12 protein-coding genes and 1 pseudogene are annotated in these 16,582 nt (G+C 69.4%); 7 read left to right on the top strand and 6 right to left on the bottom strand.

From position 1 onward, the window contains the following. Nucleotides 1–88: 88 nt before the first annotated feature. The gene (locus tag VF794_RS33215; RefSeq protein ID WP_331117134.1) at nt 89–466 is read left to right on the top strand and encodes a response regulator; all 378 of its coding nucleotides are present in this window, start codon (nt 89–91) and stop codon (nt 464–466) included. Here the strand turns inward: VF794_RS33215 and purU are convergent. Then, entirely contained in the window at nt 463–1,338 is an 876-nt protein-coding gene (gene purU / locus VF794_RS33210) for a formyltetrahydrofolate deformylase (RefSeq protein WP_331117133.1), read from the bottom strand. The two genes, VF794_RS33215 and purU, sit on opposite strands and share 4 nt — an antisense overlap. Before the next feature lie 124 nt (nt 1,339–1,462). Here purU and VF794_RS33205 point away from each other — a divergent pair, with 124 nt between their 5' ends. Next, nucleotides 1,463–2,284, top strand: coding sequence for an ABC transporter ATP-binding protein (locus VF794_RS33205; RefSeq protein WP_331117132.1), 822 nt, complete (start codon nt 1,463–1,465; stop codon nt 2,282–2,284). Further along, entirely contained in the window at nt 2,281–3,939 is a 1,659-nt protein-coding gene (locus tag VF794_RS33200; protein WP_331117131.1) for a hypothetical protein, read from the top strand. Before VF794_RS33205 ends, VF794_RS33200 begins: the two co-directional genes overlap by 4 nt. Nucleotides 3,940–3,958: 19 nt before the next feature. Here the strand turns inward: VF794_RS33200 and VF794_RS33195 are convergent, their stop codons facing one another. Beyond that, nucleotides 3,959–5,185 (bottom strand): vWA domain-containing protein, encoded by a 1,227-nt coding sequence (locus VF794_RS33195; protein WP_331117130.1) that lies wholly within the window; start codon nt 5,183–5,185, stop codon nt 3,959–3,961. Nucleotides 5,186–5,320: 135 nt separating this feature from the next. Between VF794_RS33195 and VF794_RS33190 the strand changes: the two genes are divergently transcribed. Further along, nucleotides 5,321–6,220 (top strand): histone deacetylase, encoded by a 900-nt coding sequence (locus VF794_RS33190; RefSeq protein WP_331117129.1) that lies wholly within the window; start codon nt 5,321–5,323, stop codon nt 6,218–6,220. 21 nt (nt 6,221–6,241) lie between these two features. Here the strand turns inward: VF794_RS33190 and VF794_RS33185 are convergent. From VF794_RS33185 to VF794_RS33175, 3 genes and pseudogenes are all read right to left on the bottom strand, one after another. Next, a pseudogene (locus tag VF794_RS33185) lies at nt 6,242–6,820 on the bottom strand (peptide-methionine (S)-S-oxide reductase MsrA); the annotation flags it as partial. A 183-nt stretch (nt 6,821–7,003) separates the two neighbouring features. After that, nucleotides 7,004–7,699: a pirin family protein gene (locus VF794_RS33180; RefSeq protein WP_331117128.1), complete on the bottom strand. Its 696-nt coding sequence runs from the start codon at nt 7,697–7,699 to the stop codon at nt 7,004–7,006. A gap of 244 nt (nt 7,700–7,943) precedes the next feature. Next, nucleotides 7,944–11,261 carry an RCC1 repeat-containing protein gene (locus tag VF794_RS33175; protein WP_331117127.1) on the bottom strand — a complete coding sequence of 1,106 codons (3,318 nt, stop codon included), beginning with the start codon at nt 11,259–11,261 and terminating at the stop codon, nt 7,944–7,946. 318 nt (nt 11,262–11,579) lie between these two features. On the opposite strand from VF794_RS33175, the gene VF794_RS33170 reads away from it, so the two are divergent. After that, nucleotides 11,580–11,957 carry a peptide chain release factor-like protein gene (locus tag VF794_RS33170; RefSeq protein WP_331117126.1) on the top strand — a complete coding sequence of 126 codons (378 nt, stop codon included), beginning with the start codon at nt 11,580–11,582 and terminating at the stop codon, nt 11,955–11,957. 151 nt (nt 11,958–12,108) lie between these two features. Continuing rightward, nucleotides 12,109–12,789 carry a hypothetical protein gene (locus tag VF794_RS33165; RefSeq protein WP_331117125.1) on the top strand — a complete coding sequence of 227 codons (681 nt, stop codon included), beginning with the start codon at nt 12,109–12,111 and terminating at the stop codon, nt 12,787–12,789. Between the two features lie 81 nt (nt 12,790–12,870). On the opposite strand, the gene acnA is transcribed toward VF794_RS33165, so the two are convergent. Continuing rightward, complete coding sequence (gene acnA, locus VF794_RS33160; protein ID WP_331117124.1) at nt 12,871–15,603, bottom strand: aconitate hydratase AcnA; 2,733 nt, start codon at nt 15,601–15,603, stop codon at nt 12,871–12,873. Nucleotides 15,604–15,853: 250 nt separating this feature from the next. Between acnA and VF794_RS33155 the strand changes: the two genes are divergently transcribed. After that, the gene (locus VF794_RS33155; RefSeq protein WP_331117123.1) at nt 15,854–16,474 is read left to right on the top strand and encodes a DUF2378 family protein; all 621 of its coding nucleotides are present in this window, start codon (nt 15,854–15,856) and stop codon (nt 16,472–16,474) included. The last annotated feature ends 108 nt before the right edge of the window (nt 16,475–16,582 follow it).

Here is a 16,582-nt window from a genome sequence, read left to right as displayed (position 1 = left end):
GGAATCCCCCCTTCCCCAATGGAAGAGGAGTTCCCATGTTGGCCCTCTAGAATCGCCCCTCCCGCTGTGCTTCACCGAGGCCCCTGTCATGTCCTACATCCTGGTGGTTGATGACGATGCGAGCCACCGCACGCTCATCTGCGATGCCCTCGAGGAGATGGGCTACCGCTCCGCGCAAGCCGCCAATGGTCGGGAGGCACTGGACCTCCTGGGGGGTGACATGCCCCTGGCGGTGCTCCTGGACTTGCGGATGCCCGTCATGAGTGGGTGGGGGCTGCTCGACGCCCTCAAGAAGATGCCCCGGGCGCGCGGCCTGCCCATCATCATCATCTCCGGCTACGGCTTCGAGTGGGAGGCCGAGCTCGTGGGCGCCGCGGGCTACATCTCCAAGCCGGTGGACCTCGACAAGGTGAGGATGACCGTGCAGCGCATCATCGGCCCGCCCGAAGTGGCCATGGTGCACTAGGCGAAGACGACGGTCTTGTTGCCGTGTAGCAACACCCGGTCCTCCAGGTGCCAGGTCACCGCGCGCGCGAGCACCGTGCGCTCCACCCGGCGCCCGATGCGGACCAGCTCCGCCACCGCATCCCGATGCCCCACCCGATGGACGTCCTGGTCGATGATCGGACCGGCGTCGAGCTCGGGCGTGACGTAGTGCGCCGTGGCGCCGATCAGCTTCACGCCCCGGGCGTGCGCCTGGGCGTAGGGGTTGGCCCCCACGAAAGCCGGTAGGAAGCTGTGGTGGATGTTGATGATCGGCCGGCCGAAGCGCTCGATGAAGTCCGCGCTGACAATCTGCATGTAGCGGGCGAGGACGATGAGGTCCACCTGGTGGGCGCGCATCAGCTCCAGCATGGAGGCCTCGGCCTGGGCCTTGGTGTCCTTCGTGACGGGCACGTGGTGCAGGAGCACACCGAAGGGCGCCACCACCTCGCGCGCGTCCGGGTGGTTGCTCACCACCAGGGGGATGTCGGCGGCCAGCTCGCCCTTCTTCCACAACCACAGCAGCTCCTGGAGGCAGTGGTCCTGCTTGGAGACGAAGAGGGCCATGCGCCTGACGCGCGCGGCGGGGGTGAGCCGCCACTGCATCCCGAAGCGCTCGGCCACCGGGTGGAAGGCCCGCTCCAGCTCGGGCAGGCGCTCCTGGAGCCCGGGCAGGTCGAACTCCAGCCGCATGAAGAAGCGGAGATCGTCCGGCTCGGTGTGCTGATCCGAGTCCACCACATTGGCGCCCTGCGCGTAGAGCAGCTGGGTGACCGCCGCCACCACCCCTGGGCGGTCCGCGCAGGAGATGAGCAGCCGGGCTCGATTCACATTCGTCTGGGAGAGGGAGTCCATGAAAGTGCGCGGAAGATGGGGCCGCGGTGGCTCCTCCGCCAGGGGACTCCAGGCCTGGGAGACCGGACTTCTGACGACGGGGGATTGTCGGAGGGGACGCAGTCGGGTCTGATCGGGGACGTACATGTCGCCTCCCCCCAACGACCTGGCCGTCGACGCCCACGGGCTCGTGAAGCGCTTCGGCACCTTCACCGCCCTCAACGGGATGCAGCTCACCATCCCCCGAGGCGCCTTCTACGCCTTCCTCGGCCCCAACGGGGCGGGCAAGTCCACCACGATCGCACTGCTCACCGGCGTATACGCGCCGGACTCCGGGCGGATCTCCCTGCTGGGGGTGGACGCGGTGGCCAGGCCGCTGGAGGTCAAGCGCCACATCGGCGTGGTGCCCGAGGAGCTGAGCCTCTTCGAGCGACTCACGGGGCGGCAGTACCTCACCTTCTGCGGGCGGATGTACGGGCTGAGCGGGGATGAGGCGGCGGCGCGGGCGGCGGAGCTGCTCGAGCTCACCGAGCTGACGTACAAGGCGGGCACGCTGGTGGCCGAGTACTCCAAGGGCATGAGGAGGCGGCTGGCCATCGCGGCGGCGCTCATCCACGCGCCGGAGCTGGTGCTGCTGGACGAGCCCTTCGAGGGCATCGACGTGCTGGCCGCGGGTGTCATCCGGGAGCTGCTGCGCGAGCTGAGCCGGCGCGGGGTGACACTGCTGCTCACCACGCACGTGCTGGAGATCGCCGAGCGGCTGGCCACCCACGCGGGCGTCATCCGAGGCGGGCAGATGCTGGACCAGGGGACGGTGCAGACGCTGAAGGAGCGCTACGAGGCCCCCTCGCTGGAGGCCGTCTTCGAGAAGCTCATCTCCGTGCCCGCCGCGCGCAACGCGAAGCTGTCCTTCTATGGAGACGCGCCGCTCGCCGACGTCGTGCCGCTGCGCCGGGGGTCCGCGTGAACCGGCCGGCCGCGCCGGGCTTCTTCCGGCACCTGTTGCTGCTGTGGGGGCTGCGGTTGAACATCGGGCTCAACAGCGGCTCGGGACGCAGCCCGCTGCTGGCGGTGGGTGCCTTCCTGCTGTCGAGCGCGCCGGCCTGGGGCCTGGGCGTGACGTTCTACGGGCTGATGCGCCTGCGGCCCGTCGCCGAGAGCGGGGTGTGGCCCTTCTTCATCCTCAACCTGCTGTGCTTCGTCACCGCGGCGGTGTGGGTAACGTGGCCGCTGATGAGCGCGGGCGTGGATGACCACTCGGAGCTGAGCCGCTACGCGCCCTTCCCCATCTCGTCCTTCCGTCTGCTCATCGCCTCCACGGTGGCGAGCCTCTTCGAGCCGCGCGCGCTCGTCTTCTACGCGCCGCTGACGGGAGCGGCGCTCGGCTATGCCTCGGTGCACCCGGTGCGCATGCAGTGGTTCGCGCTGGTGCTGTACGTGCTGTTCGCCCTGCTGAACGCCGCCTGGAGCCGGGTGGGCCTGCACCTGGTACTCAACGTGCTGCGCGAGAAGCACAGCGCGGAGATCCTCGGCGGCGGCTTCTTGCTGTTCCTCGTGGCCGCGTCCTTCATTCCACCCATCGACACCTCGTGGTTGACCACCGCCATCGGGGACGGGAGCGTGGACAAGCTGGACATGGCCATCATCGCCGACGCGACCATTGCCCTCGGCCGGGTACCTCCGGGCTTCTTCGGGGACGCGCTGCTGGAGCTCTCCTATGGGTACCGGCGCAACGCCCTGGCCGATGGCCTGGGCCTGCTCTTCTTCACGCTGGTCGGGCTGGGGATTGCCTACGCGCTGCTGCTGCGCTTCCACCGCGGCGCGGGCCGCGCCGGCCCGTCGGTGAAGGAGTCCGGGGACAACGACCCCTTCGCCCGGACGCGGAGCCGGTACACCACCCTGGTGGTGCGCGAGGCGCTCGACCTGTGGCGCAACCCGCGCGCACGGCTGCTGGCCTCCGTGCCCTTCGTGCTCGCCATCCTGATGAAGCTGACCTCGGGCCGGGCGCTCTTCGAGTTCCTGCTGGGCGCGAGCGCGGACGCATGGTTGATGGGCGGCCTGTGCATCTACGGCGCGGTGGTGATGGCGTCCACGTTCTCGCAGAACACGTTCGCCTATGACGGGCACGGGCTGGCCCTGCTCATCGCCGCCCCCGTGGAGCTGGGGGACGTGCTGCGGGCGAAGAACCTGGTCCAGGGCTCGGCCGCCGGGGTGATGGCGCTGCTGGTGGGCCTCTTCTACCGGGTGTACTTCGGCAGGGGCTCGGCGCTGGACTTCCTGTGCGCCATGGCGGCCGTGGTGGCCGTCATTCCCGTGCTGCTCGCGGCGGGCAACTTCCTCTCGCTGTACTTCCCGGTGAAGTTCCACGCGAGCCTCAAGCGCCGCGACAAGCTGCCCCTCACCGCGTCCATGCTCGGCATCGTCGCCGCCAGCGTGGGGTGCGCCCCCTTCGTGTGGGCCCTGCGCTTCGCCGGCACGAGCGGGCCCACCGGGCAAACGCTGGCGATGATCGCCCTGTGCGCCGCGGTCAATGGGGTGATGTACCGCGCGCTGCTGCCCCTGGCCCTGCGACTGCTCGACCAGCGCAGGGAGCTCGTGTTGCGCGCGGTAACGCGGGAGTGACAGCCAGGCGACCCCGAGATCAGTAGCGCAGGCCGTGCTTCGCGGCCTTCTGCTTCACGCCCTTCATCACGTTGGCGTCGAAGGAGTCCTCCTTCTCCGCCACGTTCTTCGCCCTCCAGGCGTCCCGCTCCGCCGCCAGCTTCGCCGCCTTCTCCTCCAGCGTCTTCCGCTCGTCCGCGAGCTGCTTCACCTTCGCCTCCCGCTCCTTCGCGTCCAGGCCCTTCAGCTCCTGCGGCAGCTCGTCGTCCTTCACGCTCGCCAGCGCCTGCGGCTGCTCCGCCAGATCCACCGCCCCGCCCACCGCCGCCGGTGCGCTGCTCACCGAGGCCGCCGCGCCCGGCGCCCTCCCCGCGCTCCGCGTCGTCTTCAGGAACTGCATGCGATCCGCCGCCGCCTCCGGCGCCAGCTGCGCCATCTGCTCCGCCCGCGCCCGGTTCTCCACCTGCGCCTCCTTCTTCCCCGCGTACATCGTCTTGCGCGCCAGCTCCGCGTTCACCTTCGCCAGCTCCGCGTCGTACGGCGTCGCCACCGCCACCATCCCGCCCGACTGCGCCAGCGACTCGTACCGCCCATCCGTCGTCTTCGCCGCCAGCTTCCAGTGCATCTCCGTCTCCCCGTCCGCGCCGCAGCGCACCGTGTTCACCACGATGTGCTTCTCCGCCGCCCGCTTCACCCAGTGGTTGAAGTTCCAGTCGTCATTGCGCTGCGCCGGCGGCGCGTCCCCCACCAGGAAGATGAGCTTCATCGTCTCCCGGCTCCCATCCCACGACAGCTTCGACACCGCCTCGCCCAACCCCCGCCCCACGTGCTCCGGCGTGTCCCCGCCTCCGTCCGCCTGGAGCTTGCGCAGGTGCGTGAAGATGCCGTCCAGGTCCTCCGTCAGGTCGTACCGTTTCGTCACGTACTCGTCCCCCACGTCCCGGTACGCCACCAGCCCCACCCGCACCTGGGGCGTCGGCTTGCCCTGGGCGATCCGCGACGCGATGGAGAAGATCTTCTGCTTCGCCCCCTCGATGAGCCCACCCATCGAGCCCGTCGTGTCCAGCACGAACACCACGTCGATCCTCGGTCGCGTCTGCTGCTGCTGGGAGGGCTGCTGGGTCTGTGGCTGCACCGGGACCGGCGCTGCCTGCGTCTGGGGCCGCGCGGGCCGCGGAGGGGCCTCGGCGAGGGCCAGGGGAGAGGCGAGCGTGACGAGGGCGAGCGCGGCCCCGAGCATGGGGCGCGAGAAGGGCTTCAGGGACATGGTGGGGCTCCAGGGGAGTGGTGAAATCCGGGTCGAAATTCCAGCGCGCTCGGTGGTGTAACGGACGAGCCGCCTGTCGGGTCTATCGCCCCCGGTTGCACCCGCCCCAGCCCGGCGCTACGCCTGTCCCCACCCGTGCGCGTCTTCCACTGCGACCAGTACGTCCTCCCGCTCCCCCCCGGCCACCGCTTCCCCATGGAGAAGTATCGGCTCCTGCGCGAGCTGCTCCTGGAGCGAGGCGTCCTCCCCCCTTCCTCGCTCACCCCCTCCGTCCCCATCGAGCGCGAGGACCTGGAGCGCGTCCACACCACGCGCTACCTCGACGCGCTCTGGACGGGCACCCTCTCCGAGGCCGAGGTCCGCCGCCTGGGCTTCCCCTGGTCGGAGGGTCTGCTCCAGCGCTCCCGTGCCTCCGTGGGGGGGACCGTGGGCGCGGCCCAGTCCGCCCTCGAGGAGGGCATCGCCGGCAACCTCGCCGGGGGCACCCACCACGCCTTCCCCGATCATGGCGAGGGCTACTGCGTCTTCAACGACATCGCCGTGGCCATCCGCGTCCTCCAGGCACAGAAGCGGATTCAACGCGCCGTGGTGGTGGACCTCGACGTCCACCAGGGCAACGGCACCGCCGCCGTCTTCGAGGGCGACGACTCCGTCTTCACCTTCTCCATCCACGGCGAGCACAACTTCCCCTTCCGCAAGCAGCGCTCCCGCCGCGACGTCGGCCTGCCCGATGGCACCGGAGACAGCGCCTACCTCGACGTGCTCTCCACCCACCTGCCCGAGGTGCTCGAAGCCGCCAGCGCCGACCTGCTCTTCTACCAGGCCGGTGTGGACCCTCTCGCCGAGGACACCCTCGGCCGGATGTCCCTCACCCATGCCGGGATGAGGGAGCGAGACCGGCTCGTCCTGGAGGCCGCCTGGCACCGCGGGCTCCCGCTCGTGCTCACCCTGGGCGGCGGCTACGCGAAGCCCATCACCGCCACCCTGGAGGCCCACGTGGGCACCTACGAGATGGCCCTCTCCGTGTTCCGGTAGGACGAGGGGCCCCTGCCAGCTTCACCGGCGGCGGTGCGCCAGGGCCAGCTGGGCGAGCTTCCGCAGTCGTTGGCGGTCGGTCTCTGGGAGTTGGAGGTGCTCGAACTCGGCCTCCAGTCCTTCCCGCTTCAACTCGCCGCCGACGCAGGCGTTGAGCCACATCGCCACGGTGGAGTCCTCGAGCTCGCGCTCGCTGTAGGCGCTGAACTCGCGCATCACGTCCGAGAGCCGGCGCAGGTAGTACTTCTGGTGGTAGTCCTCGGCCCGGTAGAACGTGCCCAACGGCAGGATGGGCAGGAGCATGGGCCCGCTCCGCCCCGCCATGGCCTGCCTCCCCGTCGCGAGCGCCAGTTCCTTCTGCGCCTCGTCCGCGTAGAACACGGCGGCCATGTACTGGCGGCTGTAGGGGCGCTCGGTCGGGTCCGCGTCCTTCCAGAACCAGCCCAGCAGCGTCTCGTAGGAGAGCCGCGTCGGGTCGTAGTCGAGCTGGAAGGACTCCGTGTGGTCCCCGAGTCGTTCGTAGCTCGGATCCGGCTGGCTGCCGCCGGTGTAGCCCACACGGGTCCGGATGACTCCAGGGAGACGCCCGAACCGGGCGTCAGGTCCCCAGAATCAACCCAACGAGAAAGTGGCCGTCTCCACCCGCGTGGGAGCCATCGTGTCCACCGGCAGGAGCCGGGTCGGGGCCTCTTCGACATGCTGGGCTGGCTTCATGGCTTTTCCTCCACCTGTCTCCACGGATGAACCCGGCCCGGGGTGACTCCTCTTCCCCGCTCGGCCTCCTCACGACAGGTCGAACAACAGCGCCTCCAGCGGCTCGCTCGCCGAGAGCATCAGCCGGGACTCCTCGGACAGGGCCACCCCGTCCCCGGCCTTCAGCTCCACGCCGTTGAGGGAGCCGGCGCCCCGCGCCACCTGGAGCCAGGCGTGCCGGCCCGGAGCCAGCGCGTACTCGGCCTGCTCGCCCTTGCCCAGCAGCGTGCTGTACAGCCGCATGTCCTGGTTCACCTTCAGCGAGCCCTCCTGCCCGTCCGGCGACACCACCAGCCGGAAACGGCCCTGCCGCTCCTTCTCAGTGAAGGCCTTCTGCTCGTAGCTCGGCGTCAGCCCCTTGCGCTCGGGGAGGATCCAGATCTGCAGGAAGTGCAGCTCCTGGCCCGTGTTGTTCTTCTCGCTGTGCAGCACGCCCGTGCCCGCCGTCATGCGCTGCAGCTCGCCCGCGCTCAGCAGGCCCACCGAGCCCATGCTGTCCCGGTGCTCGATCTGCCCCGAGAGCACGTAGGTGATGATCTCCATGTCCCGGTGCGGATGCGTGCCGAAGCCACTGCGCGGCGCCACCCTGTCCTCGTTGATGACGCGCAGGGCCCGGAAGCCCATGTGGCTCGGGTCGTAGTAGTCCGCGAACGAGAACGTGTGGTGGCTGTCCAGCCAACCGTGGTTCGCATGGCCACGCGCTTCAGAGGGTCGAACGTTCATCATGGGGTATTCCTTATCTCCACTCTTTCCGATGCCCGGGGCTCCAGGAGCGATTCGCCGCGTGCCACTCCTCTAAAGCAACTGGCTTGCCATCGACCAAGCATCTGGAATCACTGAGGATTCCATTTCAAGTGGACGCTCCTGGCTCTCAGAATGAGAGGGGTTGCCTCTCATCGCGAGAGGCCCTCCCTCTCCTTTCGAGAGCCCCCCTCCGGAGCCGGAGACGCTCGACGCGCGGTGAGGGGCCTCAGTAGTACACCTCCTCCACGAAACCCGGGCTCGAGCGGTAGTCGGTGGGCCCGAGCCCCAGCTGGCCGTACGCGTTGCTGCCCCAGGAGAAGAGCGTGCCGTCCTGGGCCACCACGACGGTGTGTTGCAAGCCCGCGGAGATGGCCTCGACATTCGAGACCCCCGACACCTGCGCCGGGAGGGAGTGCGCGCTGGTGGTGCCGTCACCGAGCTGCCCGTGGCCGTTGCCACCCCAGGTCCACACGGTGCCATCGGAGAGCCGGGCCACCGCGTGCCCGGAGCTCATCGCGATGCGGGTGACGCCCGCCAGCCCCTGCGCCTGCACCGGAAGGTCCTTCGCGGTGGTGGTGCCATCGCCGAGCTGGCCGACGTCGTTGGCCCCCCAGCCCCACACCGTCCCGTCCTGGCGCAGGGCCAGCGAGGAGTCGCCACCGGCGGCGATGGCGGAGATCCCCGTCAGCTCCTTCACGAAGCCCGGCATCGCGCGCGAGGTGGTGGTGTCATCGCCCAGCTGGCCCTGGGTGTTGTCACCCCAGGCCCACACCGTGCCGTCGGCACGCACCGCGAGGGAGTGGTGGGTGCCCGCCGCGACGTACACGACATCCAGCAGCCCCTGCACCTGCACCGGGGTGAGGCGCGTGGTGGTGGTGCCATCGCCCAGCTGGCCCTGGGCGTTGTCGCCCCAGGCCCACACCGTGCCATCGGCGCGCACCGCCAGCACATGGGCGGGGCCCGCCGAGAGGGTCACCACGTTCGTGAGGACCGACACCTGTGCCGAAGTGCCACGCGTGGTGGTGGTGCCATCGCCCAGCTGGCCCTGGGTGTTGTCGCCCCAGGCCCACACCGTGCCATCACACCGCAGCGCCAGGGTGTAGCCGACACCGGCCGAGACGGCCTCGATGCACCAGGGGCCCTGCACCTGCTCCAGGGTCGAACGCTGAAGGGTGGTGCCGTCCCCGAGCTGGCCGCTGCTGTTGCGCCCCCACGTCCAGACGCTCCCGTCGATGCGCGCCACCACGGAGTGGTGAGAGCCGGTGGCCACGGGGGTGGGACGCGTGGTGCCTCGCACCTGCACGGGGGAGAAGAGGGCGTTGGTGGCGCCATTGCCCATCTGGCCCAGGGTGGTGTCGCCCCAGGCCCACACCGTGCCGTCGGAGCGCCGCGCGAAGGACATCCGGGAGCCGGCCGCGATGCCGCTGACGCCCGAGAAGCTCGGCACCAACACCGGGGTCGCCACCGGCGTCTGGATGGAGCCAAAGCCGAGCTGGCCCTGGGCGTTGCGTCCCCAGGACCAGAGCATGCCGTCGGAGCGCCGCGCCAGCACGTGGTTCACCCGGGCGGAGATGGCGGTGATGCCCGAGACGCCCGAGGCCTGCGCCGGGCTCGACTGGAAGGCGGTGGTGGTGCCATTGCCCAGCTGGCCCTGCGCGTTCTCGCCCCAGGCCCACACCGTGCCGTCGAGCTTCAGCGCCACCGAGAAGTTGGCGCCCGCCGCGATGGCCGTGACGCCCGACAGCCCAGGCACCTGCGCCGGGAGGGAGCGCGAGGTGGTGGTTCCATCGCCCAGCTGGCCATGGGAGTTGGAGCCCCAGGCCCACACCGTGCCATCGGCCAGCAGCGCCAGCGCATGAGCGGTGCCACCGGTCACCGCCACCGCGCCCCCCGAGAGCCCCTGCACCTGGACGGCGGTGGTCTGCGTGGCGACGGCGGCGCCAGTCCCCAGCTGGCCGGAGCTGCCCTGCCCCCAGGCCCACACCGTGCCGTCGAGCTTCACGGCCAGCGAGAAGGCGTTGCCCGCGCCGAGGGCCGTGACGCTCGTGAGGCCCGACGTCTGCACCGGCGTCGAGCGCCGGACGTCGGTCCCGTCACCGAGCTGGCCTCGGAGGTTGTCGCCCCAACCCCACACCGTGCCATCCGACTTCAGCGCCAGCGCGTGGGAGGAGCCGGCCACCACCTTCTGCACGGACGTCAGTCCCGACACCTGTACCGGGGAGGTGCGCATCGTGGTGGAGCCATCGCCCAGCTGGCCCGCGAGGTTCTCGCCCCAGGCCCACACCGTCCCGTCCTGGTGCACGGCGAGACCAAACAGATCTCCAGCGGTGACGGTGCCCACGGAGGAGAGGCTCGGCACCGGTCCGGGACTGGGGCGCCAGCTCGCGCTGCCAATGCCCAGCTGGCCGGAGCTGTTGAGGCCCCAGGCCCAGACCCGGCCATCGCTGTAGCCGACCAGGGAGAAGGAGTTGCCGCAGGCCATGGCCTGCGCGTCCGACCGGGGGTCGACCCAGACCGGCGAGCGCGAGTTGGCGCCGGCCGGAAGCTGGCCCACCTGGCCCTGGGTGTTGTCGCCCCAGGCCCACACCGTGTTGTCGATGCCCCGAATCAGCGTGTGGTTGGAGCCGACCGCGACGGCCACCATGGTGATGTTGAAGGGGATGGTCACCTGCGCCGGGGAGCTGGACGGGGTGGTCGTCCCGAGGCCGAGCTGGCCCTGGGCGTTGTCGCCCCAGGTCCACACCGTCCCGTCCTGGCCCACGGCCACGCTGTGGGCGTTACCGCCAGCGATGGCCCTCAAGGGTGGGAGTCCGGACAACGCCGCCGCGGTGGAGCGGGTGGTGGTGGTGCCATCGCCGAGCTGGCCGGAGAAGTTGTTGCCCCACGTCCACGCGGTGCCGGTGGCGGTCACCGCCAACCCGTGGAACTCACCGGCGCTGATGACCGAGATGTCCGACAGCCCCTGCACCTGCACCGGCAGGGAGCTGGCGATCCGGGTACCGTTGCCCAGCTGGCCATGGTCGTTGTTGCCCCAGGCCCACACCGTGCCATCCGACTTCAGCGCCATCGAGAAGCCGTTGCCGGCGGAGATGGCCAGCACGTCCGAGAGCCCCTGCACCTGCACGGGGGTGGAGCGCTGGGTGGTGGTGCCGTCGCCGAGCTGGCCATCCCCGTTACCGCCCCAGGCCCACACCGTGCCGTCGCCCTGGAGCGCCAGCGAATGGGTGTTGCCGGCGGCCACGGCCATCGCGTCCGTGAGCCCCTGCACCTGCGTCGGGGAGAGGCGCTGGGTGAGCGTCCCATCCCCGAGCTGGCCAGAGCCGTTGCTGCCCCAGCTCCACACCGTGCCGGTCGGCGTCACGTACACGGAATGGCCCAACCCTCCGGCCAGCCGATAGGGCCGCCCCTGGATGAGGACGAGGGACGCGCTCCGCCGCGACAGCGGCTGACCGTTGCTGTCCCCTCCCACCCCACATCCGGCGAGCCACGAGGTCATCAACAGCAGGAGCGACACCCACATGCTCCTCGATACGGTGTTCCTCATCTTGCATCCCTCTCGGTGAAGCCTCGGGAACGACGGAAACGAGGCCAGCCATGCGTCATCAACGGCGCCCCCCAGGTTTCACGGGAGTTCATTCCTTACCCCGTGTCCTGACCTCGCCGGTTAAGCGATGAGAACATCCATATGCAGCTACGCGCGTCCGACATGCAACTGGGTGTCATTCGACTCCCAGTGCCGCCGATGACCCACCCACAGCGGGATGCCCCCCTCCCTGAAAGGTCCTCTTGGCTCAAACGACCGGACGCGACCCCAGCGGTAACGGATGCGCGAGGCCCCTGGGGTGGCTAGGGTGGGGCGCGCATGAATGTCGATCCCTCCCGCCGTCAAGCCGCGCTGGACGCCCTCGCCCTGGACGATGACGCCCTGCTCAAGGCGTGCGAGGTGGAGTACTTCATCGCTTCGGGCCCCGGCGGCCAGCACCGCAACACCACCGCCAGTGGTGTGCGTCTCACCCACCCACCCACCGGCCTGTCCGTCACCGGCACCGAGCGCCGCAGCCAGATGCAGAACAAGGGCGCGGCCCTGGAGCGCCTGCGCGAGGGCCTCAAGCTCCTCACCTTCGTGCCCAAGAAGCGCCACAAGACGAAGCCCACCAAGGGCTCGCAGCGGCGGCGGCTGGACACCAAGAAGCGCGAGGGCGAGAAGAAGGCCCAGCGCAGCAAGAAGGGGCTCTGGTGAGCTGAAGCAGGCGTGACGCCTTCCGCTCAACACATCCCCCGCCCTCCAGGCGTCTCCGGACGGACCCAGGAGCCCTCGCCTGCTTCCTCCTCCTCTTCCGGAATGGACTCCTCCGCCTGAATCCTCCTGCTCGACAAGGAGGGGTTCCCGGATGTCCATCCACCGCCTGATGTACCGCAGCGTGCTCGTCGTTGGCGCCACGCTCGCCACTGTCCTCTGCATGGCTTGCGGTCCCACCCTCGAGGCTCAAGCCCAGCAGTCTCCCCAGCTCCAGGAAGGCCAGACCGAGGGCGCCTTCTGCGGGGGCATCGCCGGCTTCCCCTGTGCCGAGGGCTTCCTCTGCGTCGACGACCCCAAGGACGACTGCGAGCCGAACCAGGGCGGCGCCGATTGCGGCGGCATCTGCCGGATGGAGAAGAAGCGCGCCTGCACGGGCAGGGAGCCCGGCCAGAGGTACATCTCGCGGGATCCCAATCAATGCGCCGTCATCCGCTACTTCTGCGAAGAGGGCTTCACCGGGTTCTCCAACGACTGCGGCTGCGGTTGCCAGAAGGTGAAGAAGGCCTGCGACTACAACGATCCGACCCTCTCGTACGTCTCCAAGGATCCCACCCAGTGCCTGGCCATCACCTTCAACTGCCCGGAGGGCGCCACGCAGTTCTTCAATGACTGCGGCTGCGGCTGCCGGCAGCCGGACAACGCCTGCGACTACAAGGACCCGAGGAAGTCCTACATCTCCATGGACCCCGCGGAGTGCACCCTCATCAACTTCGTCTGCACCGAGGGCTCCCCGTTCTTCGACCGCTGCGGCTGCGGCTGCCGGCTCCCGTAACGACCCGGGCTCGAAAACACGACGGCCCGGCGTGCCGCGAGGGGCACACCGGGCCGTCAGGGGGCTACCGACCCGAGGGGCTCAAGCCTTGGCGAGCTGACGCATCACGTACAGCAGGATGCCGCCGTGGCGGTAGTAGTCGAGCTCGTTGGGCGTGTCGATGCGGCACAGCGCCGTGAACTCCTTGCCGCCGCCCTCGCCCGTCACCTTCACCGTCAGCTTCTTCTGCGGCGCCAGGCCGTCCGCGATGCCGAGGATCTCGAACGTCTCCTGGCCCGTCAGCCCCAGGCTCTGCGCGTCCTGGCCCGCCTCGAACTGCAGGGGCAGCACGCCCATGCCGATGAGGTTGGAGCGGTGGATGCGCTCGAAGCTCTTGGCGATGACGGCCTTGATGCCCAGCATCGCGGTGCCCTTGGCGGCCCAGTCACGGCTGGAGCCGGTGCCGTACTCGGCGCCGGCCAGCACCACCAGCTTCGTGCCCTCCTGCTGGTACTTCATGGAGGCGTCGTAGATGCTCATCCGCTCGCGGGTGGGGATGTGGACGGTGACGCCACCCTCCACGCCGGGCACCAGCAGGTTCTTCAGGCGGATGTTGGCGAAGGTGCCGCGCACCATCACCTCGTGGTTGCCGCGGCGCGCGCCGTAGGAGTTGAAGTCCCTGGGCTCCACGCCCTGCTCCATGAGGTACTTGGCCGCCGGGCTCGCCTTGGCGATGTTGCCCGCGGGCGAGATGTGGTCCGTGGTGACGGAGTCACCCAGCAGCGCGAGCACCCGGGCGCCCTGGATGTCCGAGAGCGGCTTGGGCTCGGCGGGGATGTTCTCCAGGAAGGTCGGCTTGCGCACGTAGGTGGACTTGGGGTCCCACTTGAACGTGTTGCTGCCACCGGACGGGAGCTGCTGCCAGAGCTGGTCGCCCTCCATGGCGCGCGAGTACTGGCTACGGAACTGCTCCGGCTTCACCGCGGAGTTGATGAAGCCGCGGATCTCCTCGGCCGAGGGCCAGATGTCCTTGAGGAACACCGGGGCGCCGTTGCGGTCGTAGCCCAGCGGCTCGTTGTTCAGGTCCTTGCCCACCTCACCGGCCAGCGCGTAGGCCACCACCAGCGGCGGCGAGGCCAGGTAGTTCATGCGCACGTGCGGGTTGATGCGGCCCTCGAAGTTGCGGTTGCCGCTGAGCACGGCGGCCACCACCAGGTCGCCCGTGGTGACGGCCTCGGCCACCGCGTCCGGCAGCGGGCCCGAGTTGCCGATGCAGGTGGCGCAGCCGTAGCCCACGATGTGGAAGCCGAGCGCCTCCAGGTAGGGCATGAGGCCGGCCTCGCGCAGGTAGTCCGTCACCACGCGGCTGCCCGGGGCCAGGCTCGTCTTCACCCAGGGCTTCACGTTGATGCCGCGCTCCACCGCCTTCTTGGCCAGCAGGCCCGCGCCCAGCAGCACCGCCGGGTTGGAGGTGTTGGTGCACGAGGTGATGGAGGCGATGACCACCGCGCCGTGGCCCAGCTCGTAGCTCTGGTTGCCCATCTTCACGGTGACGGTCTGCTGGAGGCGCTCGGGGGGCACCGGGGCCGCGGGGGCCTTGGCCTTGCCGCCGCCCTCGTCGTCCTCGCCCTTGCTCTTGCCCGCCGACAGCATCTCCACCAGCGACTTCTCGTAGCCGGCCTTCATGTCCGTGAGCGGCACGCGATCCTGCGGGCGCTTGGGGCCGGCGAGGCTCGGCACCACCGTGGACAGATCCAGCTCCAGGGTGTCGGTGAAGACCGGATCCGGGGTGTTGGCGGTGTGGAAGAGGCCCTGCTCCTTGAAGTACGCCTCGGCCAGCGAGACGAGCTCCTCCGGGCGGCCGGTGAAGCGCAGGTAGTTGAGGCTCTCCTCGTCCACCGGGAAGAAGCCGATGGTGGCGCCGTACTCGGGCGCCATGTTGGCGATGGTGGCGCGGTCCGGCAGCGACAGGCTCTTGAGGCCGTTGCCGTAGAACTCGACGAACTTGCCCACCACGCCCTTCTTGCGCAGCATCTGCGTGACGGTGAGCACCAGGTCCGTCGCCGTGGCGCCCGCCGGCAGCTGGCCCACCAGCTTGAAGCCGATGACCTGCGGAATCAGCATGGTGATGGGCTGGCCCAGCATGGAGGCCTCGGCCTCGATGCCGCCCACGCCCCAGCCCACCACGCCCAGGCCGTTGACCATGGTGGTGTGGCTGTCGGTGCCCACCAGCGAGTCCGGGCACACCACGTTGCCCTGACGGAAGGCCACCTGGGCCAGGTACTCCAGGTTCACCTGGTGGCAGATGCCCACGTCCGGCGGCACCACGCGGAAGTTCTTGAAGGCGTTCTGGCCCCAGCGCAGGAACGCGTAGCGCTCCTTGTTGCGGTCGAACTCCAGCTCGGCGTTGGCGCGGAAGGCGTCCGAGGTGCCGAAGACGTCCACCTGGAAGGAGTGGTCGATGACCAGGTCCGCCGGGTTGCGCGGGTTGATCTTCGCGGGATCTCCCCCCATGGCGGCGAGCGCCTCGCGCATGGCGGCGAGGTCCACCACCGCGGGCACGCCGGTGAAGTCCTGCAGCAGCACGCGCGCCGGGTGGAAGGAGATTTCGGTGTCCGGCTCGGCCTTGGGGTTCCAGGCGAGCATCTTCTCCACGTGCTCGCGCTTCACCACACGGCCATCCTCGTGGCGCAGCAGGTTCTCGAGCAGGATCTTCAGCGAGAAGGGCAGGCGGGCCACGGAGGCGTGGTCCTTGCCCACCTTGGCGAGGTTGTAGAATTCGTACGTGGCAGAGCCCACCTTGAGCTGGCTCTTGCTCTTGAAGCTGTCCGTCATCGTGAGTGCCGTCCTTGCTTCCGTGCGCTGGGAAGTCGAGGGTCTTCTAGGCCCGCCGAAAGCCGCTTGCAAAGAGATCCTGCGGGGGATTCCAGGGGCGGACGGTTGGGGCGCGCTTCACTCCGCGTCCAGGTCGTCGGCGACACCTGGAGGGACTGGACCCGAGGCCGACATGCGCCCGGGGTGCCTCCGGATTATGCTGCGACCTGCCCGCGCCACAGGCACTCCCTCCCGTGCGCCGGGGAGGTCCATGAACGACGGCAGTGAGGCAGCGACAAGCAGGACAACGCCCGACTGGCAGCGGGAACTCGACGAGCGACTCACCCTGGCCACCCCCGGCGACGCCGTGCGCGGACTGTTCTTCAACAGCATGCTCGGACTGGTGCGGACGCTCGGTGACGAGCCGGCCATGGAGCGCTGCCTGGAGGCGAGCGGCGAGCGGCGCTTCCTCGACTTCTTCAACTACCCCGTCAGCGCGCTGCTTCGGCTCACCTACACCGCGGGGCACGAGCTGGGTCCCCGGTACGGGGGCTTCGATGGAGCGCTGCGGCAGATGGGCCAGCAGGCGATGGTGGACTTCCTCGGCTCCGTCATGGGCAGGGCGCTCAAGCACCTGTCCGGCCAGGACATCCGGGCCCTGATGGGCAGCATCCAGAACATCTACCGGATGACGCTGAGCTATGGGACGCGCCAGGTGGTGTGGGATGGACCGGCCAGGGGTCGGCTCATCCTCCAGCGCAACTTCCTCCCCTTCGCGTACCACGAGGGGGGACTGCGGACCACGCTCGACCAGATGAAGGCCCAGAACGTGAAGGTCATCGGCCGCCAGACCGGGCCGCTCGACAGCGAATACGAGTTCTCCTGGAGCTGAGGCCCGCGCCTTCGATTGTAGTCGACTCCAATCAAGGTGTGTCTTCATGCCACACCAATGGTAGTCGACTACGGGTGTTACCTTCCGGAACGTGCCCGTGAAGCCCCT

Source organism: Archangium sp., from assembly GCF_036389735.1.
Classification (GTDB): domain Bacteria; phylum Myxococcota; class Myxococcia; order Myxococcales; family Myxococcaceae; genus Archangium.
Note: the sequence above shows the minus strand (reverse complement) of the source record. Positions and strands in the feature narration are given on the sequence as shown.